This is a genomic window from Oceanicoccus sagamiensis (genome assembly GCF_002117105.1).
Lineage (GTDB): Bacteria > Pseudomonadota > Gammaproteobacteria > Pseudomonadales > Dasaniaceae > Oceanicoccus > Oceanicoccus sagamiensis.
Map to the genome: position 1 here is coordinate 3,134,143 of NZ_CP019343.1, position 20,277 is coordinate 3,154,419.

The following is a 20,277-nucleotide window of genomic DNA, read 5'->3' on the forward strand; positions in this document are numbered from 1 at the left end:
TTGCCGGTCTTACCTGCAATGGCAGGTATGACCGGCGTAGAGGGATATTTTTTTTGGTGTTATCCGTTATCAAGCTTCGTTATAGCGCTTGGCCAGTTCCCGGCCCAGTTGCATCATATGGACCTGATCGGGGCCATCCGCCAGGCGCAAAGTACGCTGGCCGGCATACATCCAGGCTAGCTCCGTATCCTGGCTAACGCCCACGGCACCGTAAATCTGGATAGCACGGTCAATCACATCCAAAGCCATATTGGGCGCAACGATTTTGATCATGGCGATTAAATCCTTGGCGGCTTTATTGCCTTCGGTATCCATTTTTTGCGCCGCTTTTAGGGTCATTAAGCGGGCTTGCTCAATTTGGCAGGCAGAGCGGGCAATATCTTCACGCACAGATTGGTTTTTCGCCATGGGCTGGCCAAAGACTTCGCGCTCATTGACGCGTTTGCACATCATTTCCAGCGCTTTCTGGGCGGCACCCACCGAGCGCATACAGTGGTGAATACGGCCCGGCCCCAAACGCCCTTGGGCAACTTCAAAACCACGGCCTTCCCCTAAAATAATATTTTCAGCAGGGACGCGGACATTATTAAAGATCACTTCTGCATGGCCTTCCGGGGCATCGTCATAACCAAAGACTGTCATCGCCCTGACGACTTCAACGCCCGCTGTATCTGTGGGCACCAGCACCATGGATTGCTGTAAATGGCGGCTCGGATTATCGGCATCGGTTTTACCCATCACGATCAGGATTTTACAGTTTTCACGATTGGCGCCACTGATATAGAACTTATGGCCGTTAATCACATAGTCATCACCGTCGCGCACAATTGAGGTTTCAATATTGGTGGCATCACTGGAGGCAACTTTAGGTTCCGTCATAGCAAAGGCTGAGCGGATTTCTCCAGCCAGCAGAGGCTCCAGCCATTGTTGCTTTTGCGCCTCGCTGCCGTATTTGGCTAACACTTCCATATTACCTGTGTCGGGGGCGGCGCAATTAAACACTTCTGAGGCCCAGTGGTTGCGTCCCATCAGTTCTGCCAGTGGTGCGTATTCCAGGTTGGTCAGGCCGCCGCTGTATTCACCGTAGGCCAAGGGTAAAAAGAAATTCCACAGCCCCTGCGCTTTAGCCAGGGCTTTTTTCTCTGCCATGATCGCCGGTTCTGCCCAGCGGTTTTTGGCTACCTGTTGGTGGTAGAGTGCTTCGTTGGGGGTGATATGTTCATCGATAAAGGCCTGCACTTGTTCACGCAGGGCGGCGACTTTTTCGCTGTATTCGAAATTCATAAGACTGTGCTCTATTGGTTGAGATTAAAATGCTGTTTGCTAAAGGTGGTAGCGGTTTGTTCAATAATATCCGGGTGATTGATCATCGGTGCCATCACATGGGTATGAATCCCGGCATCGGCATATTCCCGCACCCGAGCCCGGCATTCGTCCGGGGTACCGATAATGGCTATTTCATCAATCAGTTCGTCGCTTAATGCGGCTGCGGTGCGTTCGCGGTCACGGTTTTTAAACCCTGCGGCGATTTCCGCTGCGGCTTCCGGGTAGCCGCACCAGGCTAAAAATTTATTGTAGACCGGGGTGGCATAGTAGGGGCCAAAGCCTCTTCTAAAGGCGTCTCTGGCCATTGCCTTATCTTCGCCCACTGCAATCATATGGCGTGATACCACTTCGATAGTGGCGGGGTCTTTGCCAGCTCGCTCTGCCCCTATCGCAATATGTTCGTGTATTTTGGCTAAGGCCGATTTAGGGAATAGATTCAGAATCACACCATCGCCAATTTCCGCTGCGGTCTCTACCATTTTTGGCCGCAGGCCGGCGAGGTATATAGGTTGGTTGGGGGTGGGGAGTTGTTGGTAGCCGCGGCTTTTTAGGGTATCACCGGCAAAGTTGGTTTTTTCCCCGGCCAGCATGGTCCGCAACAACTGCATGGTTTCTTTAATACGGGTTAAGGGTTTTTCCATTTCCAGGCCGTGCCAGTTATTAATAATGGCATGGCTGGAGCTGCCAAAGCCGGGCACAAAGCGCTCAGGGAAGGCTTGGCTAATCACTGAGATGGTACTGGCCAGCACCGCCGGGGTACGAGTAAATACCGGGACTACGGCGATACCAAGGCGCATTTTTTCGGTGGCGGCTAATAGTAGGGGAGCCATTGTCATGGCATCCAGCCCTCCGGCATCGGCCATCCAGATATCATCCCAGCCTTCAGCTTCCAGTTTTTTGGCCAGCTCAATAGAGTCGGCTACGGTCAGGGTGGGGCCAGGTATGGTCATGGCAACGCGCTGTCTTGGTATGTTCAAAGGTGGTCTCCTGATGAGCTTGGGCTTGCCTGTGTTGTCTTGTGTTGTCTTGTGTTGTCTTGTGTTGGCTTGTCTTGTGTTGGATAGGCTTTGTGTATATTATGACACAAATTATGACATAACAAGATATTCATCGACCAGACAGTTGTACCACAGTTGCTGCCAGAGCGGCATAGTCTTTTGTATTAACGCTTAGTATTGAGCCTATAAAATGAGTGAAGCAACGTTACTATTTGATCTCACACCCACGGAAGAGCAGCAGATGACTCGGGATGTGGTGCGGCGCTTTGCTCGGGAAGAAATGGCCAGCCAGGCTCGGGCCAGCGATGAGGCCGCCGAGCTACCAGAAGGCTTACTACAAAAAACCGTTGATCTGGGTTTGAATTTTATGCCAGTCCCCGAGGTATTGGGGGGAGTCGGTGCAGGGCGCAGTCCCATCAGTAATACCCTGAGTATTGAGGATTTAGCGCAAGGGGATATGTCGATGGCTATTGCTGCCTTATCTCCCTTGTCAGTGATTAATTGCGTATTGGATTTCGGCACTGAGCAGCAGCAAGGCTCAGTGACAGAGACTTTATTATCGGATCAGTTTGTGCCAGCTGCCTTGGCGATGATGGAACCCGGTATCGGCTTTAATAAAGATCAGCTACAAACCAGAGCTGTTGAACAGGCCGATGGCAGTTATCTACTCAATGGTGCTAAAAGTCTGGTGGCTTTTGGTGCTGATGCCAAGGTGTTAATTGTATTTGCCCAAACAGTATCCCGGTCCGGCGATGTAACCGGCGTTAATGGGTTTATGCTTAGCGGTGATCACAGCGGCCTGTCCTTTGAGCGGGAAGATTATATGGGGCTGCGCCCGCTGGCGTTATATGCCATGACCCTGACAGATGTCGCCCTGCCTGCCAGCGCAAAAATGCGCGAACACTTTGATCTTTCTCGTTTCCATAACCTGAGCAAAATAGCATTAGCGGCTTTGGCTGTGGGTACTTGCCAAGCGGTACTGGATTATGTGGTGCCCTATGTGAATGAGCGGGTGGCTTTTGGTGAGCCGATTGCTAACCGTCAGTCGGTTGCTTTTTTGGTGGCGGATATGGCTACTGAATTGGAAGCCTTGCGATTAATGGTTTACCGCGCAGCCTCCCGGGCGGAGCAGGGCATGGATTTTAATCGCGAGGCTTTTTTGGTCCATCGCCAGGCGATTAAATACGGTATGAAAATTGGCAGCGATGGCGTGCAGTTACTGGGAGGGCATGGTTTTACTCGCGACCATCCGGTGGAGTTGTGGTACCGCAATCTGCGAGCGCTGGCCACACTCGATGGACTGTTAATGGCTTAAGTCCATAACAACAAAATGACTGTGAGCAATCATTTATGATTAATCTTGAAATACCGAAAAAACTGCAAGATATCACCACCATGGCGCACCAGTTTGCCAACGATGGTCTGCGCCCCATTTCCCGCAAATATGATTTGCTGGAACAAGAAGAGATGCCGGAAGAACTATATCCCCTGAGTGAACTCTTACTGGCAGGTGGTGTAGCCCGTTCTGACAAACCATCCATATCGGACCCTGATAGCAATCGCAATGGACGCAGTATGATGGCGGCTCTGGTGACGGAACAGATGTGCTGGGGTGATACGGGGTTATTTCTTGCCATGCCAGGGCTTGGTTTGGGCAATGCTGCGGTGCAGGCCGTGGCCAGTGCTGAGCAGAAACAGGAGTGGGGCGAATTATTTGCATCTATGGCCATTACCGAGCCGGGCTGTGGTTCCGATTCCGCTGCGATTAAAACCACAGCTGTACTCGATGGGGATGAGTGGGTCATTAACGGCAGCAAGATTTTTGTGACCGATGGCTACCGCAGCAAACAGGTGGTGGTATGGGCCTCACTGGATACAAGCCTTGGCAAAGCGGCGATTAAATCCTTTCTGGTACCCAAGGGCACACCGGGTATGGAAGTGACCCGGCTGGAACATAAATTGGGTATACGCTCATCGGATACGGCGCAAATTGTGTTTGATAACTGCCGGGTGCCAAAAGCCAATCTACTGGGCAACCCGGAGATCGCTAAAACAGACGCCGAGCGTAAAAAAGCCTTTGGCGGTGTGATGCAGACCTTTGATAATACCAGGCCAATAGTCGCGGCACAGGCGCTGGGTGTTGCCAGGGCAGCATTGGATTTAACCACCGAGTTGCTGCAGGAAAAAGGGCTGGCGTTGGATTACAACAAAAGCTATCACCAGTTATCCGCCATTGAAAATGATCTCTATGATATGGAAGCCGATTATGAAGCTGCGCGCTTGTTAGTCCTTAAGGCCTCCTGGATGGCCGATAACAAACAACCCAATTCAAAAAATGCATCCATGTCTAAAGCCAAGGCGGGGCGAATGGGTAATCAAGTGGCACTAAAATGTGTCGAGCTTTGTGGCCAACTGGGCTACAGCAAAGCGCAGTTGTTAGAGAAGTTTGCCCGTGATTCAAAAATTATTGATATCTATGAAGGCACCCAGCAAATTCAGCAGTTGATTGTGGCCAGGCAGGTATTGGGTAAATCCTCCAGTGAACTGAAATAGCGACGGATATTTCTATAAAGGTTAGTAATGATGACATACAAGTTATACGGTCTTCCTTCCTCGCTGTATACCGGCAAGGTGCGCAGTTATTTGCGCAAGCAGGGTATTCCTTTTATTGAGCATGGTGTTAACCACCCGCATTACCAGAAAACGATTATTCCCTCCGTTGGCCGTTTCATTATGCCTGTGGTTGAGGCCGCAGACGGTACCCTGATTCAGGACGGTGCTGACATTATTGATTATCTGGAAGAACATGAGACCGTGCCACTACCGGCACAGCCCGAGTCGACGTTATTAAAAACTGTCTCTTATTTATTTGAGCTGTTTGGTGGAGAAGGGCTGCTGCGTCCGGCTATGCATTACCGCTGGAGCTTTGATGAGCAGTTGGATTTTATTAAAGATGATTTTCTCTGCGCCCTGGTGCCGCCGGGTACAGACCAGCAAACCCGTGATGGCAACTTTGATTTTGCCAGTCAGCGCATGCGCGCTGCGAGTAAAAGCTTTGGTGTAACCGAAGACTCAAAGCCACTGATTGAAAGCAGCTATCTGGAGTTTTTACAGTTATTTGCCCAACATCTGCACAACTATCCCTATCTGTTAGGTGGTCGACCCACCATGGGAGATTATGGCCTGGTGTCCGCACTGTATGCGCATTTAGCCCGTGACCCGGTACCTGCCAAATTGATGCGGGAAAAAGCCCCGGCGGTATCCCGTTGGGTGGAGCGTATGAATGCTGCTGAGACTATTGATATTGAATATGCTGACTATCACACTGACTTGATAGCCGCCGGCCAGATTCCCGATACACTAAAGGCTTTAATGATTTATATTGCGCAAGAGTATCTGGCAGAACTGGAAGCCCATGTGGCCTTTGCCAATAACTGGTTGCGCAACCACCCGGAGCTTAAGACAGGTACCAATGGTTTGGATGATCCTGCGGCGAGGTTTATTGGCAAAGCCGAATTTGACTGGCGAGGGCTAAGCTTACGCACTGGTGTATTGCCCTATCGTTTTTATTTATTGCAACGTATCCAGCGTAGCTATGAGCAAGCCAGTGAAACTGAACAGCAGCAAATCCTCACATTATTTGAAGAAACCGGTTTGGCAGCAGTACTAAGACTAAAAACCGACCGGCCGGTAGAGCGTATTAACCATCTTGAAGTTTGGGGTGAGTTGCGCCCTGAGATCACTCGATAAATAACAGGTTTTTCTCAATGAGTTCTATTAAAGAAATTTTTCGTGTTTTAAAAGATTTTATCACCATCGCTCCCGTGATAGCGGGGTTTAAACCGCCCAAAGACAATGAAGCGGCTTCGATGGGGCTACTCTTTCAAAACACCGCTGAAAAATATGCCGATAAGTCTGCCCTGATTTTTGAAGGCCGAGAGTTAACCTGGGGGCAATATAATAGCCTTGCCAACCAGTATGCTCACCTGCTAAAACAGCAGGGCGTTAAACGCGGTGATGTGGTGTCGGTGTTAATGGAAAACCGTATTGAAATGCTGGCGGCCATGATGGGGCTGGCAAAAATCGGTGCGACGGCTGCATTGATTAATACCAGCCTCAAGGGAAAACCACTGATCCACTGCATCACTATCACCAAGTCCAGCAAATGTTTGCTAGGTGAAGAGTTGGCGGGCAGTATTGAAGAAGTGAAATCTGAACTAGGTTTAACGCAGCAGGATTACTTCTGGGTAAAAGATAGTGGTTTTAATCCAGGCTTAAGTGGTGCACCTGATTGGGCCTATGACTTTAGTGCGGATATTGAAGCGATGCCCACTAATAACCCGCCGGAGACAGTTGATATTAAAGCCGGTGAAAAAGCTCTATATATTTTCACATCGGGTACAACAGGTCTGCCCAAGGCTGCAGTGATTTATCATCGCCGTATACTTGCTTCCTCCATCCCTTATTGTAAGGCGGGTATGCGGGCTAAACCCCAGGATCGCTTGTACCTGTGCCTGCCGCTCTATCATATAACCGGCCTTGGCCCCGGCTATGGTTCTTCGCTGGTGTCCGGTGCTTCGGTGTTTTTACGTCGCCGTTTTTCCGCCAGCCAGTTCTGGCCTGAAGTACAGCAGTACCAGACCAATCTTTTTGTCTATGTCGGTGAGCTATGCCGCTATCTGGCGATGCAGCCTGAGTGTCCTGAGGAAAAAAATAACCCGATTCAAACCATGCTGGGCAATGGCCTGCGGCCGGATGTTTGGGACCAGTTTCGCTCGCGTTTTAAGGTAGATCGTATTACCGAAATTTATGGTTCCAGTGAGGGTAATGCCGCCTTTTTAAATATTCTTAATAAGGATCGAACTATTGGTACCAGCAGTGCCAGTCTGATGCTGGTTAAATATGATGTTGATGCTGATGAAATGGTACGTGACAGTGCCGGTAAGCTGGTTGAGACTGAAAAAGGTGAGCCTGGCTTATTGCTATCAGAGATCGATGCTAAATATATCTTCGATGGCTATGAAAATAAGGAAGCCACCAACAGTAAAATTCTTACTGATGTGAAAAAGCCCGGCGATCGCTGGTTTAATACCGGTGATTTAATTCGCGAGATCGATGTGGGTTTTGCCATGGGCTTACCCCATTTCCAGTTTGTCGACCGGGTAGGGGACACCTTTCGCTGGCGGGCAGAAAATGTGTCTACCAATGAGGTGGGTGAAATTATTAATACCTTTGACGCTATTGAAATTACCAATGTCTATGGCGTTGAAGTTCCCGGTGCAGAAGGTAAGGCCGGTATGGCGGCGATTACCTTAAAAGCCGGGGAAGTACTGGATATACAGGCTTTTTCTGAGTTTATTGATCGCGAGCTGCCACCCCATGCTCGCCCAGTGTTTGTTCGTATACAACCACAGCAGGAAACGACGGTGACTTTCAAACTGGTTAAAGGTACTTTGCGTAAAGAAGCCTATCACCTGGATCAGTTGACTGACCCTGTTTATATTTTAAAACCCAAGAGCCAGACCTACCAACCATTGGATCAGGCGAGCTATGAAACGGTGATGCAAGCTAAAGCCGGTTTTTAAGAGTGAGGAAAACTATGATAGATTTATATACTGCCCCTACACCTAATGGTCATAAAGCGTCTTGTACCCTTGAGGCGCTGGAGCTGGAGTACACCGCGCACTTCGTTAATATCGGTGAAGGTGAACAAAAAAAACCAGAGTTTTTAGCGATTAATCCTAATGGCCGGATCCCGGCAATTGTGGATCGCGACGCGGGTGACTTTCCGATCTTTGAATCCGGTGCCATTATGATTTATCTGGCGGAAAAAACCGGTCGTCTGATGCCCACCGATGCCAAGGGCCGCGCCGAAGTGATACAGTGGTTGATGTTTCAGATGGGGGGTGTTGGTCCCATGATGGGGCAGGCCAATGTGTTCTTTCGCTATTTTCCGGAAAAAATTCAACCGGCTATTGACCGTTACCAAAATGAAGGTCGCCGATTATTTGAAGTGTTAGATGGTCATCTGGCGAATAATCAATGGTTGGCAGCGGACTACTCGATTGCAGATATTGCCAACTGGTGCTGGGTACGTACCCATAAGTGGTCAGGCATTTCCGTTGAAGGCCTGGAACATTTGCAACGCTGGAGCGAAGCTATGTTTCAACAGCCCGGTATAGCTAAAGGTATTGAAGTGCCCTTTAGCTTGGGTAATTTGTTAGACGATGATAAAGACGCAGAAAAATTTGTTGATAATGCACAGGATATGCTGCAAAAATAATCCTTGGGAGCAGAGACCATGACCGATCAAATACCAGTAACAATAAGCACTGAGAACCAGGTCATGACCATTGCCTGGAATCGCCCTGAAAAGAAAAATGCCTTAACCCAGCTTATGTATGCTACTGCTGCGGATGCTATTAAGGCGGCAGCAGAGGATGATGCGGTTCGTGCGGTATTAATCACCGGTACGCAAGAGTGCTTTACCGCAGGTAATGATTTGGGTGATTTTCTGAATAACCCAGCCTCGGGAGAGGAGGCACCCGTCTCTCAGTTTCTGTTAGCGATCTCCACCCTTGAAAAACCGATAGTCGCTGCGGTCAATGGCCCTGCTGTGGGTATTGGCACCACCATGTTATTGCACTGCGATATGGTTGTTGCAGCAGATACCACCGTGTTTTGTATGCCCTTTAGCAATTTGGGTTTATGCCCGGAAGCGGCGTCCAGTTTTTTATTACCGCGCCTTGCCGGTCATCAACGGGCTGCGGAATTATTGTTGCTCGGTGAAAACTTTGATGCCCAGCAGGCTAAAGAATGCGGGATTATCAACTATATTGCCGCTGCTGATAGTTATTTAGCCTTAGCCAATGATCTGGTCAATAAACTGGCCAGCAAGCCACCAACCTCGATACGCATGACCAAGCAGTTTTTAAAGCAAGGGCAAGATGCTCTGGTTCAGGAGCGTATGAGAACCGAAGGTGAAGCCTTTGCGCAATTACTAAGAGGCCCTGAAGCCAGAGAGGCGATGACTGCCTTTATGGAGCGCAGAGAGCCCGATTTTTCCAAATTTTAAACCCGAGTCATACCCATGGTGCAATCAGGAGAAAAGCCGTTTAAAGAACAGGGTGGTGTTGCCACGATGGACCCTGGCTTTTTTAGGCGCTGGGTAACCTCGAAAGTGATGCGGCTAATGTCCAGCCCTGAGCGCATGGTTAAAAAGCGGGCCAAAGCAGAACAGCTTAGACGCAAACAAAACCTGCCGCATATCGTTGAGTACTTTCATCAGGTTGATGATGCTTACAGTCATCTAGCCGCACAGTTATTAAAACCTTTGCTGGCACGCTATAACATTGAAGTAGTCTGTCATTTAGTCACAGGCCCAGTGGGTGATAATGTTGCAGAACCTGATTTATTGCTAAAACTGGCCCAATACGATGCCGCTTTAGTGGCCCCTGAATACCATCTGGATTTCCCTCAACAATCCCGCTTGCCGACAACCGAGCAGGTGAAGCTGGCTGAATCTATACTGGCTGCTCAGCAACAAGACACTTTGTTAGAGTCTCTTGTTGAAGTAGGTCAAGCCTTATGGTCCTGCGATTGCTCGGCACTTAATCAGCTCGCTGAGACATTGGGTAGTGCAAGCGATGCACTGACCGCAGAAAAAATAAAGGCTGGTAGTCAGCGTCAGCAAACCTTACAACACTATTCGGGCGCTATGTTTTATTATGGTGGTGAGTGGTACTGGGGCGTTGATCGTTTGTATCACCTTGAGCAACGTTTGGCAGAACTTCAGTGTGATAACCATTCAGGCCAGCCCCTATTAATGCCACGCCCACCTATCGAAGTGGGTGAGAAAAAAGATAACGGCAGCCTGACACTGGAAATCTATCCTTCTTTACGAAGCCCCTATACTGCGATGGTTTTTGACCGCACGGTACAACTGGCAAAAGATACCGGGGTTAATTTGGTGATTAGACCGGTTATCCCCATGGTGATGCGTGGTGTGCCTGCTACCAAGGAAAAGGGTTTATATATTTTATTTGATACCGCTCGCGAAGCCCGCGCCGCCGCTGTCCCGTTTGGTAATATCTATGACCCCATTGGCGAACCGGTACGGCGTGCCTATTCCCTTTACCCTTGGGCCTGTGAGCAGGGTAAAGGTATAGACTTTATTTCTGCCTTTTTAAAAGCGGCGTTCACCGAGCGGGTCAATACGAATAACGATAAAGGCTTGCGTTATGTAGTGGAGCAGGCGGGTTTATCCTGGGAGCAGGCTAAACCTCAAATCGGTGATACAGCCTGGCAATCACTGCTGGAAGATAACCGGCAAGCTATGTACGGTATGGGCTTATGGGGTGTACCCAGTTATCGCCTGTTGGATAAACACGGTGAGCAAGTTTTGGCCTTATGGGGGCAGGATCGCTTATGGCTATTTGCCCGCGCTATTAAACGCTTAATTGAAAAAGGATAAAGGTCGTGGAAAAAACGATTAGCAGCTTTGCAGAGTTTTATCCGTTTTATCTAAACCAACATAGCAACCGTATTAGCCGGGTGCTGCACTATATAGGCACCACCTTATCGATGTTGTTGTTGCTCTTTGCCCTGTTTAAGCAGCAATGGCTATTATTGTTATTGGTGCCAATAGCGGGCTATAGCTTTGCCTGGGTGGGGCATTTTTTCTTTGAGAAAAACAAGCCCGCTACCTTTATTTACCCTTGGTATAGCCTGAGGGCAGATTATGTGATGATGTTCGAGGCCTTAACCGGGCGTCTGGATCATTCGCACTTTAGTCAATCTGTTAGTGAGCAAGGCTAAATATTTATCTTACTTTGGTGCTAAGCCCTTATAAGTGTCCTGCTTGGTTTATTGCTTCGGCCCCGGCTGCACTTTCTCAGTCAATTTATCCAGCGCTTTCTTATCCAGACCAATCCTTGAAAGATAACTGGTGCTGCCGTTAAGCTCGATCAAAAAACCTTTTTCAGTTGCCTTAATCTGATTAATAGTCTCCCAGAGCATCCGTTGCTGCTTATGGGGGCTGTGGATAAAGATACCTTGGTCATCAATTTGCACGGTCACTTTGCTACCCGCAGCCCGGCTAAACATTTGTCGCGCAATCCACCAACTGCGTTTATAGCGTACTGATAACAGCTCAACAAAGCCAAGGCACAGTAAAAACCAGGCTACATAAGCTTCCAGTGCCTGCATAAAGAAGATACCGGCAACAATAAAAAAGAACAGGGCCTTGCGGTAGGCTTTAAGGCCGGTATCGGTCTTTGCTGATTGGTCATAGCATTCACTAAAGTACTCACGATTTAGTACATAGTAGCTGCTGTTGTCGCTGTTAATCTCTGTCATGGGAAGGGTTGCCAAGGCTTGAAAGGCGCTAGTGTAGCAAATAAGTCCGAGCTAAGTAGAAGATCATGGGGGAGGCTGGTACTTATAGGTATTGACATGAGTTGTGACAAAATATAATAATTACCGGGTTGTTAGATCCCTAAACGCTATTTAAGGAAGCCTTATGAGTTCAGCCATTACCCAGGTTCGTTTTGCCAAAGAGGCCGCCGGACTGCCCACTGCTGATACCTGGCAATATACCCACGATGCACTGCCTGCTCTGCAAGAGGGCGAGATTGCAGTAAAAATACATTATGTGTCTGTTGATCCGGCGATGAAGGGCTGGATCTCGAAAAAGAAAAGTTATATCGAGCCGGTTGAATTGGGCGAGGTGATGCGGGGTTTTGGTGTGGCAGAGGTGATTGAGTCACGCTCTGACTTTTATCAGGTCGGTGACTTCTGCACCGGCTTTACCGGTATTCAAACCCACGGCATTTTTGATAGCCGTGCGCTGCGAAAAATTGATCCCAAGCTGGCACCGCTAACGCGCTTTATGGGCGGTTTAGGCATGCCAGGTTTTACCGCTTACTTTGGTTTGCTGGATATTGGCAAGCCCAAGGAGGGAGAAACCGTGGTGGTCTCTTCAGCCGCTGGAGCAGTAGGGCATGTGGTTTGCCAGATAGCCAAGCTTAAAGGTTGCCGCGTTGTCGGTATTGCCGGTGGCCCGGAAAAATGTGCCTACCTCAGTGATGAACTAAACGTCGATGCGACTATTGATTACAAACAGGGTGATATCGCAGGCCAACTAAAAGCGGCGGCCCCCGAAGGTATTGATGTGTACTTTGATGCGGTAGGCGGTGAAACACTGGATGCTGTACTGATGCAAATGAATCGCCATGCTCGTATTATTATCTGTGGCGCCATCACGCAATATGAAAATATAGAAAACCCCGTAGGTCCCGGTAATTATGTGCAACTACTGACGCAAAGCTGCCTGATGCAGGGCTTTACCATGCGTGACTATATGCATCGTGCTAAAGAAGCCTTTGTTGATTTGCTGACCTGGGAGCATGAAGGAAAAATACGCTTTCGTGAACATATTGTAGAGGGCATTGATACGTTTCCCGAAGCGGTAGAAATGGTTTATCAGGGAAAAAATAACGGCAAATTAATGATCAAACTGGTCGATTAGGTTTTTTATGACGGATGCAATGAGTTTATATGCAGCGCCCATGTCTATGTACTCCGGCAAGGTGCGTTCTTATTTTCGTAAGCAGGGCATTGCTTTTAATGAAGTGATGCCAGGTCATCCCAGCTATGGCGAAAAAATTATTCCACAGACCAAGCGCGGTATCGTACCGGTGGTCGAGTTAGCCGATGGTACGGTGATTCAGGATACCGTCGATATTATTGATCACTTTGAACAGTCGGGGCAGGCTACATTTTCCGTCTACCCAAAAACGCCAAAGCAGCATATAGCGGCGCTGATTATTGATATGTTTGGCAGTGAAGGCATGCTTAAAGTCGCTATGCATTATCGCTGGAATTTTCTGGAACATAACAAGGCTTTTATTGAGCTGGAGTTTGGTGATCATATTGCACCGGGTGCTACCCCTGATGTTGTTCGTCAGGTTGCCGGTAAAGTCATGCAACCGATGCAAGCTTATTTGCCGATGTTGGGTGTTAACGAAACAACCATTCCCGCCATAGAAGCCCAGTACCTGGAATTACTGGAATTACTGAATCAGCATTTTGAACAGCACCCTTACTTGCTGGGCGGTCTGCCGTCGGTGGCGGATTACGGCTTAATGGCGCCGCTCTACGCGCATTTATCCCGCGACCCTTACCCTGGCATGATTATGAAAAGTAAGGCCCAAAGAGTCTACCGCTGGGTTGAGCGGATGAATGCCGAGAACGCGGATATGCCGGAGTACCCGGATTACCCGCCACAGTTTTTTGCTAACGATGAACTTCCGGATACATTGCAAGCCATTTTGCGTTTAATCGCTCGGGATTTTGTCCCTGAAATGCAGTGTATGGTGAGTGAAATCAACCAATGGCTGGATGAAAATACGGTAGAAGAAGGGCAGTGTGTCACTGCCAAACCGCGGTTAAAGTCTATCAAAGCCATGGATTATCCTTTCCGTGATGTCACCGTGACAGGCATGGTTATTCCCTACCAGCTTTATATGTTGCAGAGAATCACTGATTACTTCACTCAGTGTGATAGTGAGCAGCAAACAATAATCAGCGATTGCTATACCACACTGGATTTACAAAACTTGATAAGCCTGAAAGCGAAGCGCCGGGTTGAACGCCCCGATTTAATAGAAGTCTGGGGAGAGGAAATCGCTTAAACAATACCGCTTAAACAATACCGCTTAAACTATACCTCTTAAACAAGAGCCATTAATAATGATGAAAGTATTACGCACGCCAGATAGCTGTTTTGACAATCTACCTGGCTATAACTATGAGCCACACTATACGACCATCAAAGATGACGATGGTACCGAGATTAGAATCCATAGCATTGATGAAGGCCCCCGCGATGCCGAGCCGATTTTATTAATGCACGGCAATCCCAGTTGGAGCTATATCTGGCGCAAAATGATTCCCGGCTTACTGGAAACCGGTCGACGGGTGATTGCTGTAGACCTGGTCGGTAATGGGCGCAGCGATAAGCCCGCGAAAAAAAGTGATTACACGCTGGCGCGTCATGTCGATTGGATAGAAAAATGGTTGCTGGCTAATGATCTGAACAATATCACCTTAGTGTGTCAGGACTGGGGCGGAACGATTGGCCTGAATGTGGTCGCGGATAACCCGGAGCGCTTTGATCGCATTGTCGCGACCAATACCGGTATTCCTCTGGGTAAAGGCAACAAGTGGTTATACTGGTGGCTTAAAATTATGAAATGGATGCCGCTTTTCCCTTTTAAAACAGCCTTTAGAAAAGCTATTTTAAATCCGGACTTTAGCGATGAAGAGTTTGCAGCCTATCGCAAAGCCCCATTTCCTCGCCAGAAATACCAGTCAGGTATTCGCCAGTTTCCCCAGCTGATTACGGTCTTTCCGGATAATCCGGGGCTGCCGCAGAATCTTGCCGCCTGGGAGAAGTTAAAAACCTTCGAGAAACCGGTGATAACGCTGTTCGGTAATAAGGACCCTATTAGCCGGGGTATGGATAGATTATTTCAGCGGGATATACGCGGTGCCCAAGGGCAGAATCACAAAAGAATTGACGGTGGTGGCCACTTTATCCAAGAGGATAAACCTGATGAGCTAGTCGCTGAAATTATTCCTTTTCTGGATGTTAAATAGAGCGCAATAATTTTATGAAGAAATGGTTGATTGGTATTCCCGCTGCACTGTTAGTGCTGTTTCTAATGGCATTCTGGCAGATGTATTTTTCAGCACGCCCACCCGTCATGACTGATCCAGCCACTCTGGCCGGTGATGGCAGTACGATTAATTATTGTGAGCTGCCAGAGCTAGACGGCAGTGGCAAAACCGCAGCACAAATTCCCAAAGGCAATACCCCTGGTTGTGGCTATGATCATTTCCCCTTGCCGATTCTGGCAGAGTGTACCGAGCCGCTGGCAGAAGGTGTCGATGATATTCGCGGCTTATGGCAGGCAGTGAGTGGCAAAGTGGGGCATGTGGAGCGCTGGGAGCAATGTGGTTCGCGGCAAGTTCTTACCGGCGCAGGCGTTATTCATGATGGTGGGCCAAATCTTAACGCCGATACCATAGGTCTTAATTCCAACGATACGGAAGGCTCTGTGTTGTTTCTGCTTGGGGATAAAGAATATTGTGGCCGCTCTTCTGCCAGCATGACCTGGAGAAATAATGTGTTGGAGTTTAACGCATTTGGCTGGGGTCCAGTGGTGGTCAATCGCTATCTTCGTGACGATCAGTTGATATGGGAATATGCCGACGGTACTACCACGGTATTGGAAAGGATTTGCCAGTTACCTGAAGAGCATAAGGTGCCGCGCAAGCGTGGTGCACGTATTCAGTTGTTTTAATTGAGACAGACAATATCATGACTACTGTATATGAACGCGCGCAAGCAGGCATGGGCAATCCGGACTGGCCACAAAACTGGACGCTGGACGGCTTGCAACGCTACGGCGAGATTATGGAATTAAGTACGCTGAAAGTCTGGCTGTGTCAGCAATCCTTCACCCCTGAACAATATGACGCGCTTAAAGTGCCTGAGGGATTTATTAAAAGCGGTACCGGGTGTGCTACCCATGATGCGGCTTTTTTTCGTCGGTCACCGCAGGAGCAACAGAATGGTCCACTGGAAACGATGAGCGTTGATGGCAGACTCTTTTCCCTGGTGGCTATACCCGGTCAAGCCGACCCGGCTTATACCTTAGAAAAAGACGGCCTGTTAGTAATAACGGTGAATAAGCACCACAGTGTAATGTTTGCTAAAGGCCGTACCCTGGAGATTCTATCGATGGGCGATGGCCGGGATTATGTACCACAGATTAAGGGTGCCGCGGGCTTGCCCGGGCTACCTGATTCACAAGAGCGGGTACTGCCGGAGGGGTGGACAATTCGTGAGCTTACTCTGGAAGAAGACCTATTTGTCGAAGTCCCTTTTCCTGCCCGTGTCTCCTTCTTTGCCAGTGGCGACTCCTTCCAGGGGCCGGTGACACTGTCGGTTTAATCTTAAGCTGTGTTATAACGTTATAATAATGACAATAAAAAGGTTTCCTGGTGCGAAAAAACTATACTCCCTATCTGTTTAGCCAGCTGCAAGATCGCTGGAATACTTTTTATATCCAGCATTTTTTCCGTAAACATTTTGATCGCCTTGGTCGTGAACCTTTGGTGGTTAAACCGGCCAGTGTGGAAATATTTGGCAGCCAGATTGAAGCGGGTGATTGTCTGCATATGATCAGCGATAACGCCAGGCCGATTCGCTTGACCAGTTGGGCCGATAAAAAATCCAGTGGCCGTATTCGTATTGGGGACTATTGTTTAATCTCCCCGGGCACGACTATCACTTCGGCAGTCAGTATTGATATTGGCAAAAACTGTATGTTTGCCACCGATTGTTATCTGTCGGATAGTGACTGGCATGGTTTATATAATCGCCTGCGGCCTTTCCGTTGTAGTAAACCTATTGTGATCAAAGATAATGTTTGGATTGGGCACGGTGCCAAGGTGGGCAAGGGGGTCACTATTGGTGAAAACAGCGTGGTGGCCGCCGGTGCCATTGTGGTCAATGATGTGCCTGATAATGTCGTCGTAGGGGGTAACCCCGCTGTGGTGATAAAACAGTTAAACCCAAAGCGAAAGATGTTGAAGCGTGAATTTATGTTTCAGCAGGAAGGCGCTTTTCAACAGCAGCAGGAAGAATTGGTCCGCCTTGCGCTTGAGGGCAATACGGTGTTTTCCTGGATACGCTCGATATTTTTCCCACGTTTCAGTGGTTAATCCTGGTATTTTTTAGAGCCTCAACATGAATAAAAAACTCACTAATGCAGCCAATATTCACCATGAGCAAAAACTTCACGCCGACAGTAAAGCGCTAAAGCCCGGCGAAGAAGATCACTACCGTATCTGGCAGGCCCAGGCCTCACCGTATTCCTATAAGGTGATGACCTTTATGAATTACAAAGGCATCCCCTATAAAAAAGTGATCGGCAATCAAATGGAGTTAGCTTGGACCAAAAAAGTGGCAGGGCAATCCATTGTCCCGATTATGCTGGCCCCGGACGGACAGGTTATGCAGGACTCTACGCCGATTATGATCTATCTGGAGCAGGCGTTCCCGGATAAAAAAACTGTGCCCGATCAAACTGGACTAGCTTTTATAATGTGGTTGATTGAGGAGTTCTCAGACGAATATATGCCCCGACTCCAGATGCATACCCGCTGGGGGAATGAACAGAACCGCAATACCTTAAGCCACCGTATATCGCGCGCCATTACTTTTGGCAGTACGGAGATGGAAACCGCGGATTTGGCCCCCATTCTCCGGCAGCGCCAAACCGGTTTTGACCAGCATTTAGGGCTCGAAGGTGAGGGTGTCCGTGCCAGTCTGGACCAGCAGGTAAAAGATTTACTGGCGATACTGGAGCAGCACTTTTTGCATTATCAATTTCTGTTGGGCTACCAGCCTTCAATAGCGGATTTTGCGCTTTATGGTCCCCTTAAAGTTCACTTTTATGAAGATCCTTATTCTAACGAAATTATGGAAACTCTGGCGCCACGGACCTGTAACTGGATACAGACCATCAGCGATTTGGGCGATACCCGCGGTTGCGCTGGCCAAACTGAGTTTGGTGACTGGATAGATTTTGATAACGGTTTACCAGAGAGTCTGCAGGACTTGCTGGCTTATATCGGTAAAACCTATATCCCCTTTGCACAAAACTGTGCCGAGGCCTGTGTTAAAAGAGAAAAGCACTACCAGGCTGAAATTTATGGCGTAAACGCTAGCTTTAGTGCCCATCAATATCGAGGCTGGAGTTTTGAGGAGCTGCAATTGCGCTATCAGGCATTAACGGGGCAGGATAAGGAGCAGGTTGATAGTGTACTCAATCAGGCTCAGATACTCCCCGCTATGATGAGTGGTGGGGTTCTGCATAATGGTTTATTTGATGGCTTTACACCGCCGTTTATTAAAGATGGTATCCCCGATGCCCGTATCCGGCGGTTGAAGGAAAAAGAAGCACAGGCCAAAACCGAGGACTAACGAGGCAGTTATGTTTAATATTTATATAGAACAGATGATCGCCAGACCGATTGAAGAGGTCTTTGAGTTGCTGGCTGACCATGGTGCTTATTCAACGTTTAGGGGAATAAAACGCTCAAAGTTGTTGGAGCAGGGGCAGAGTGAAAAAAATGGCCTTGGTGCCTTGCGCTATCTCGATTTAGGCATCGTTAATTTTGATGAGCGTATTACTTGCTTTGAACGCCCCCATCGTCTTGACTATAAAATAGAAAGATCCGCTCCATTGCCGTTTAATCATCAGTTAGGCTCTATTAAGTTGGAGGACGCTGATGGCCATACCAAAGTGACCTGGGTGTCTAAAGGGACGATTACTATACCCCTGTTAGGCAAGCTGTATTTTGATAAAAAATTTCAGACTCAGGGTGAGAAGGGGTTTTCTTCATTGCTAAAACAAATAGAGAGAGCAGAGAGTCAATAGACAATGAGTAATAACCAGCACTATCAGGCTTTGGAAAATTTGTATCTGGCTGCTCCTGTAAACCAGATTTACCAACCGGTGATCAAGGTGTCTGAAGGCAGTGCCGAGATTGAAATCGAATTGTCAGAACAATATTTTCACTCGGGAGGCGGAGTGCACGGTTCGGTCTATTTTAAAATGCTGGATGATGCCGCTTTTTTTGCCGCCAATTCTCTTGAATCTGAAGTCTTTGTATTGACTACGTCTTTTACCACCTATATTACTCGGCCCGTTTCAGAAGGTATCATGAAGGCGGTGGGTAAAGTGGTCAATCAAAACCGATCACAGTTTATTGCCGAAGCGGTGGTCTACGATAGCGAAGACAGGGAAATAGGTCGGGGCAATGGTGTGTTTGTGCGCAGCAAGCTTCCCCTGACTGAACAGAAAGGCTACGCCGACTAATTCCCCGCATGCCCCGTAGGGTGGATTACAATCCACCAGATTGACCAGTTTCAAGGGAGGGATGGTGGAATATATTCCACCCTACATATTGATTCGCTCCAATAACCCGTAGGGTGGATTACAATCCACCAGATTGACCAGTTTCAAGGGAGGGATGGTGGAATATATTCCACCCTACATATTGATTCGCTCCAATAATCCGTAGGGTGGATTACAATCCACCAGATTGACCAGTTTCAAGGGAGGGATGGTGGAATATATTCCACCCTACATATTGATTCGCTCCAATAATCCGTAGGGTGGATTACAATCCACCAATAGCCACTGCATCAAGTATTCCGTTTGGCAAACACCAAAGCATCCAGCAAAGCCGTTACCGCCAACATCAGCAACCCTAATATCAACCGTAAATCCCCAAGAAATAACTGTGGTGCAACCGGAATGGCAATGGTTTTGCTAATCGCGGCATGTTTAAAATGCACCTCGCCTACAAACGCTGGATTGGAAACAATATCGAATAGGGTACGGCGGCTGCGATAGCGAAATACGGAACCGCTATCCCAGTGTTCGGCACCTTCAATCCCCATCCAGTCGAAAACATCAGCGACAGTATCGCCCACCAGTACCGGATGAGAGCCACGGGCCAACATCGCTGGCAACATATGCTGCATATAACGCATCATTAAATCTTCGGCGCTTTCACCGGCTTGGGCACCTTTCACCAGACCTGGGTTTTCGTTGTAATCAATCAGGTTAATCATTAATAGCTGGCCTCCCGAGTCATTCCTGAAGGCCTGCTCAGCTCTGCTTATCGCTGCCGGGTCAGCATTATCGGCCAGACGACTGGCCTTCCAGCTATCAATTTCCTGATCGCTTAGCGGTGGCCTGAAATCGGTATACCAGCTAAAAAAGACCAGATAGAGCAGGGCGCTGATTAGCCATAGTTTACGTTTAGCAGTCATAGTGAGGCTTTGCCTGTCTTTGAAATTAAAGGTGTG

21 protein-coding genes are annotated in these 20,277 nt (G+C 48.4%); 17 read left to right on the forward strand and 4 right to left on the reverse strand.

The annotated features are described in order from the left end of the window. Positions 1-69: 69 nt before the first annotated feature. Together BST96_RS14400 and BST96_RS14405 are read right to left on the reverse strand one after the other, a co-directional pair. Positions 70-1,284: an acyl-CoA dehydrogenase family protein gene (locus BST96_RS14400; RefSeq protein WP_085759378.1), complete on the reverse strand. Its 1,215-nt coding sequence runs from the start codon at positions 1,282-1,284 to the stop codon at positions 70-72. A gap of 11 nt (positions 1,285-1,295) precedes the next feature. Beyond that, positions 1,296-2,303: an LLM class F420-dependent oxidoreductase gene (locus BST96_RS14405; RefSeq protein ID WP_157117965.1), complete on the reverse strand. Its 1,008-nt coding sequence runs from the start codon at positions 2,301-2,303 to the stop codon at positions 1,296-1,298. 211 nt (positions 2,304-2,514) lie between these two features. Here BST96_RS14405 and BST96_RS14410 point away from each other — a divergent pair, with 211 nt between their 5' ends. Genes BST96_RS14410 through BST96_RS14445 form a run of 8 tightly spaced genes read left to right on the forward strand, consistent with a single transcriptional unit; the run spans position 2,515 to position 11,141 of the window. Beyond that, complete coding sequence (locus tag BST96_RS14410) at positions 2,515-3,639, forward strand: acyl-CoA dehydrogenase family protein (RefSeq protein ID WP_085759380.1); 1,125 nt, start codon at positions 2,515-2,517, stop codon at positions 3,637-3,639. Positions 3,640-3,674: 35 nt separating this feature from the next. Further along, complete coding sequence (locus BST96_RS14415) at positions 3,675-4,877, forward strand: acyl-CoA dehydrogenase family protein (protein WP_085759381.1); 1,203 nt, start codon at positions 3,675-3,677, stop codon at positions 4,875-4,877. A gap of 30 nt (positions 4,878-4,907) precedes the next feature. Further along, complete coding sequence (locus tag BST96_RS14420) at positions 4,908-6,074, forward strand: glutathione S-transferase N-terminal domain-containing protein (RefSeq protein WP_240554806.1); 1,167 nt, start codon at positions 4,908-4,910, stop codon at positions 6,072-6,074. A 17-nt stretch (positions 6,075-6,091) separates the two neighbouring features. Beyond that, complete coding sequence (locus BST96_RS14425) at positions 6,092-7,909, forward strand: long-chain-acyl-CoA synthetase (protein ID WP_085759383.1); 1,818 nt, start codon at positions 6,092-6,094, stop codon at positions 7,907-7,909. A gap of 14 nt (positions 7,910-7,923) precedes the next feature. Beyond that, the gene (locus BST96_RS14430) at positions 7,924-8,607 is read left to right on the forward strand and encodes a glutathione S-transferase family protein (protein ID WP_085759384.1); all 684 of its coding nucleotides are present in this window, start codon (positions 7,924-7,926) and stop codon (positions 8,605-8,607) included. A gap of 18 nt (positions 8,608-8,625) precedes the next feature. Further along, on the forward strand, positions 8,626-9,399 hold the full coding sequence (locus tag BST96_RS14435) for an enoyl-CoA hydratase (RefSeq protein WP_085759385.1): 774 nt from the start codon (positions 8,626-8,628) through the stop codon (positions 9,397-9,399). 15 nt (positions 9,400-9,414) lie between these two features. Next, positions 9,415-10,797: a DsbA family protein gene (locus tag BST96_RS14440; RefSeq protein WP_085759386.1), complete on the forward strand. Its 1,383-nt coding sequence runs from the start codon at positions 9,415-9,417 to the stop codon at positions 10,795-10,797. Positions 10,798-10,802: 5 nt separating this feature from the next. After that, positions 10,803-11,141, forward strand: coding sequence for an Mpo1-like protein (locus BST96_RS14445; protein ID WP_085759387.1), 339 nt, complete (start codon positions 10,803-10,805; stop codon positions 11,139-11,141). 48 nt (positions 11,142-11,189) lie between these two features. Here the strand turns inward: BST96_RS14445 and BST96_RS14450 are convergent, their stop codons facing one another. Next, a complete protein-coding gene (locus BST96_RS14450) occupies positions 11,190-11,681 on the reverse strand; it encodes a YcxB family protein (RefSeq protein ID WP_085759388.1) in 492 nt (163 codons plus the stop codon). A 163-nt stretch (positions 11,682-11,844) separates the two neighbouring features. Between BST96_RS14450 and BST96_RS14455 the strand changes: the two genes are divergently transcribed. Genes BST96_RS14455 through BST96_RS14495 form a run of 9 tightly spaced genes read left to right on the forward strand, consistent with a single transcriptional unit; the run spans position 11,845 to position 19,279 of the window. Then, positions 11,845-12,852 carry an NADP-dependent oxidoreductase gene (locus BST96_RS14455; RefSeq protein ID WP_085759389.1) on the forward strand — a complete coding sequence of 336 codons (1,008 nt, stop codon included), beginning with the start codon at positions 11,845-11,847 and terminating at the stop codon, positions 12,850-12,852. A gap of 19 nt (positions 12,853-12,871) precedes the next feature. Continuing rightward, entirely contained in the window at positions 12,872-14,017 is a 1,146-nt protein-coding gene (locus BST96_RS14460) for a glutathione S-transferase family protein (RefSeq protein ID WP_169714008.1), read from the forward strand. Positions 14,018-14,075: 58 nt separating this feature from the next. Then, positions 14,076-14,984, forward strand: coding sequence for a haloalkane dehalogenase (locus BST96_RS14465; RefSeq protein ID WP_206045348.1), 909 nt, complete (start codon positions 14,076-14,078; stop codon positions 14,982-14,984). Between the two features lie 14 nt (positions 14,985-14,998). After that, entirely contained in the window at positions 14,999-15,691 is a 693-nt protein-coding gene (locus BST96_RS14470; protein WP_085759391.1) for a hypothetical protein, read from the forward strand. A 17-nt stretch (positions 15,692-15,708) separates the two neighbouring features. Then, positions 15,709-16,344: a hypothetical protein gene (locus tag BST96_RS14475; RefSeq protein ID WP_157117966.1), complete on the forward strand. Its 636-nt coding sequence runs from the start codon at positions 15,709-15,711 to the stop codon at positions 16,342-16,344. Between the two features lie 50 nt (positions 16,345-16,394). After that, a complete protein-coding gene (locus BST96_RS21325; protein WP_085759393.1) occupies positions 16,395-17,117 on the forward strand; it encodes an acyltransferase in 723 nt (240 codons plus the stop codon). A 25-nt stretch (positions 17,118-17,142) separates the two neighbouring features. Beyond that, a complete protein-coding gene (locus tag BST96_RS14485; protein WP_085759394.1) occupies positions 17,143-18,381 on the forward strand; it encodes a glutathione S-transferase family protein in 1,239 nt (412 codons plus the stop codon). 10 nt (positions 18,382-18,391) lie between these two features. Then, positions 18,392-18,838, forward strand: coding sequence for an SRPBCC family protein (locus tag BST96_RS14490; protein ID WP_085759395.1), 447 nt, complete (start codon positions 18,392-18,394; stop codon positions 18,836-18,838). 3 nt (positions 18,839-18,841) lie between these two features. Continuing rightward, entirely contained in the window at positions 18,842-19,279 is a 438-nt protein-coding gene (locus tag BST96_RS14495; RefSeq protein WP_085759396.1) for a PaaI family thioesterase, read from the forward strand. A gap of 329 nt (positions 19,280-19,608) precedes the next feature. Here BST96_RS14495 and BST96_RS14500 read toward each other — a convergent pair whose 3' ends face one another. Beyond that, the gene (locus BST96_RS14500) at positions 19,609-20,241 is read right to left on the reverse strand and encodes a hypothetical protein (protein ID WP_085759397.1); all 633 of its coding nucleotides are present in this window, start codon (positions 20,239-20,241) and stop codon (positions 19,609-19,611) included. Positions 20,242-20,277: the final 36 nt, after the last annotated feature.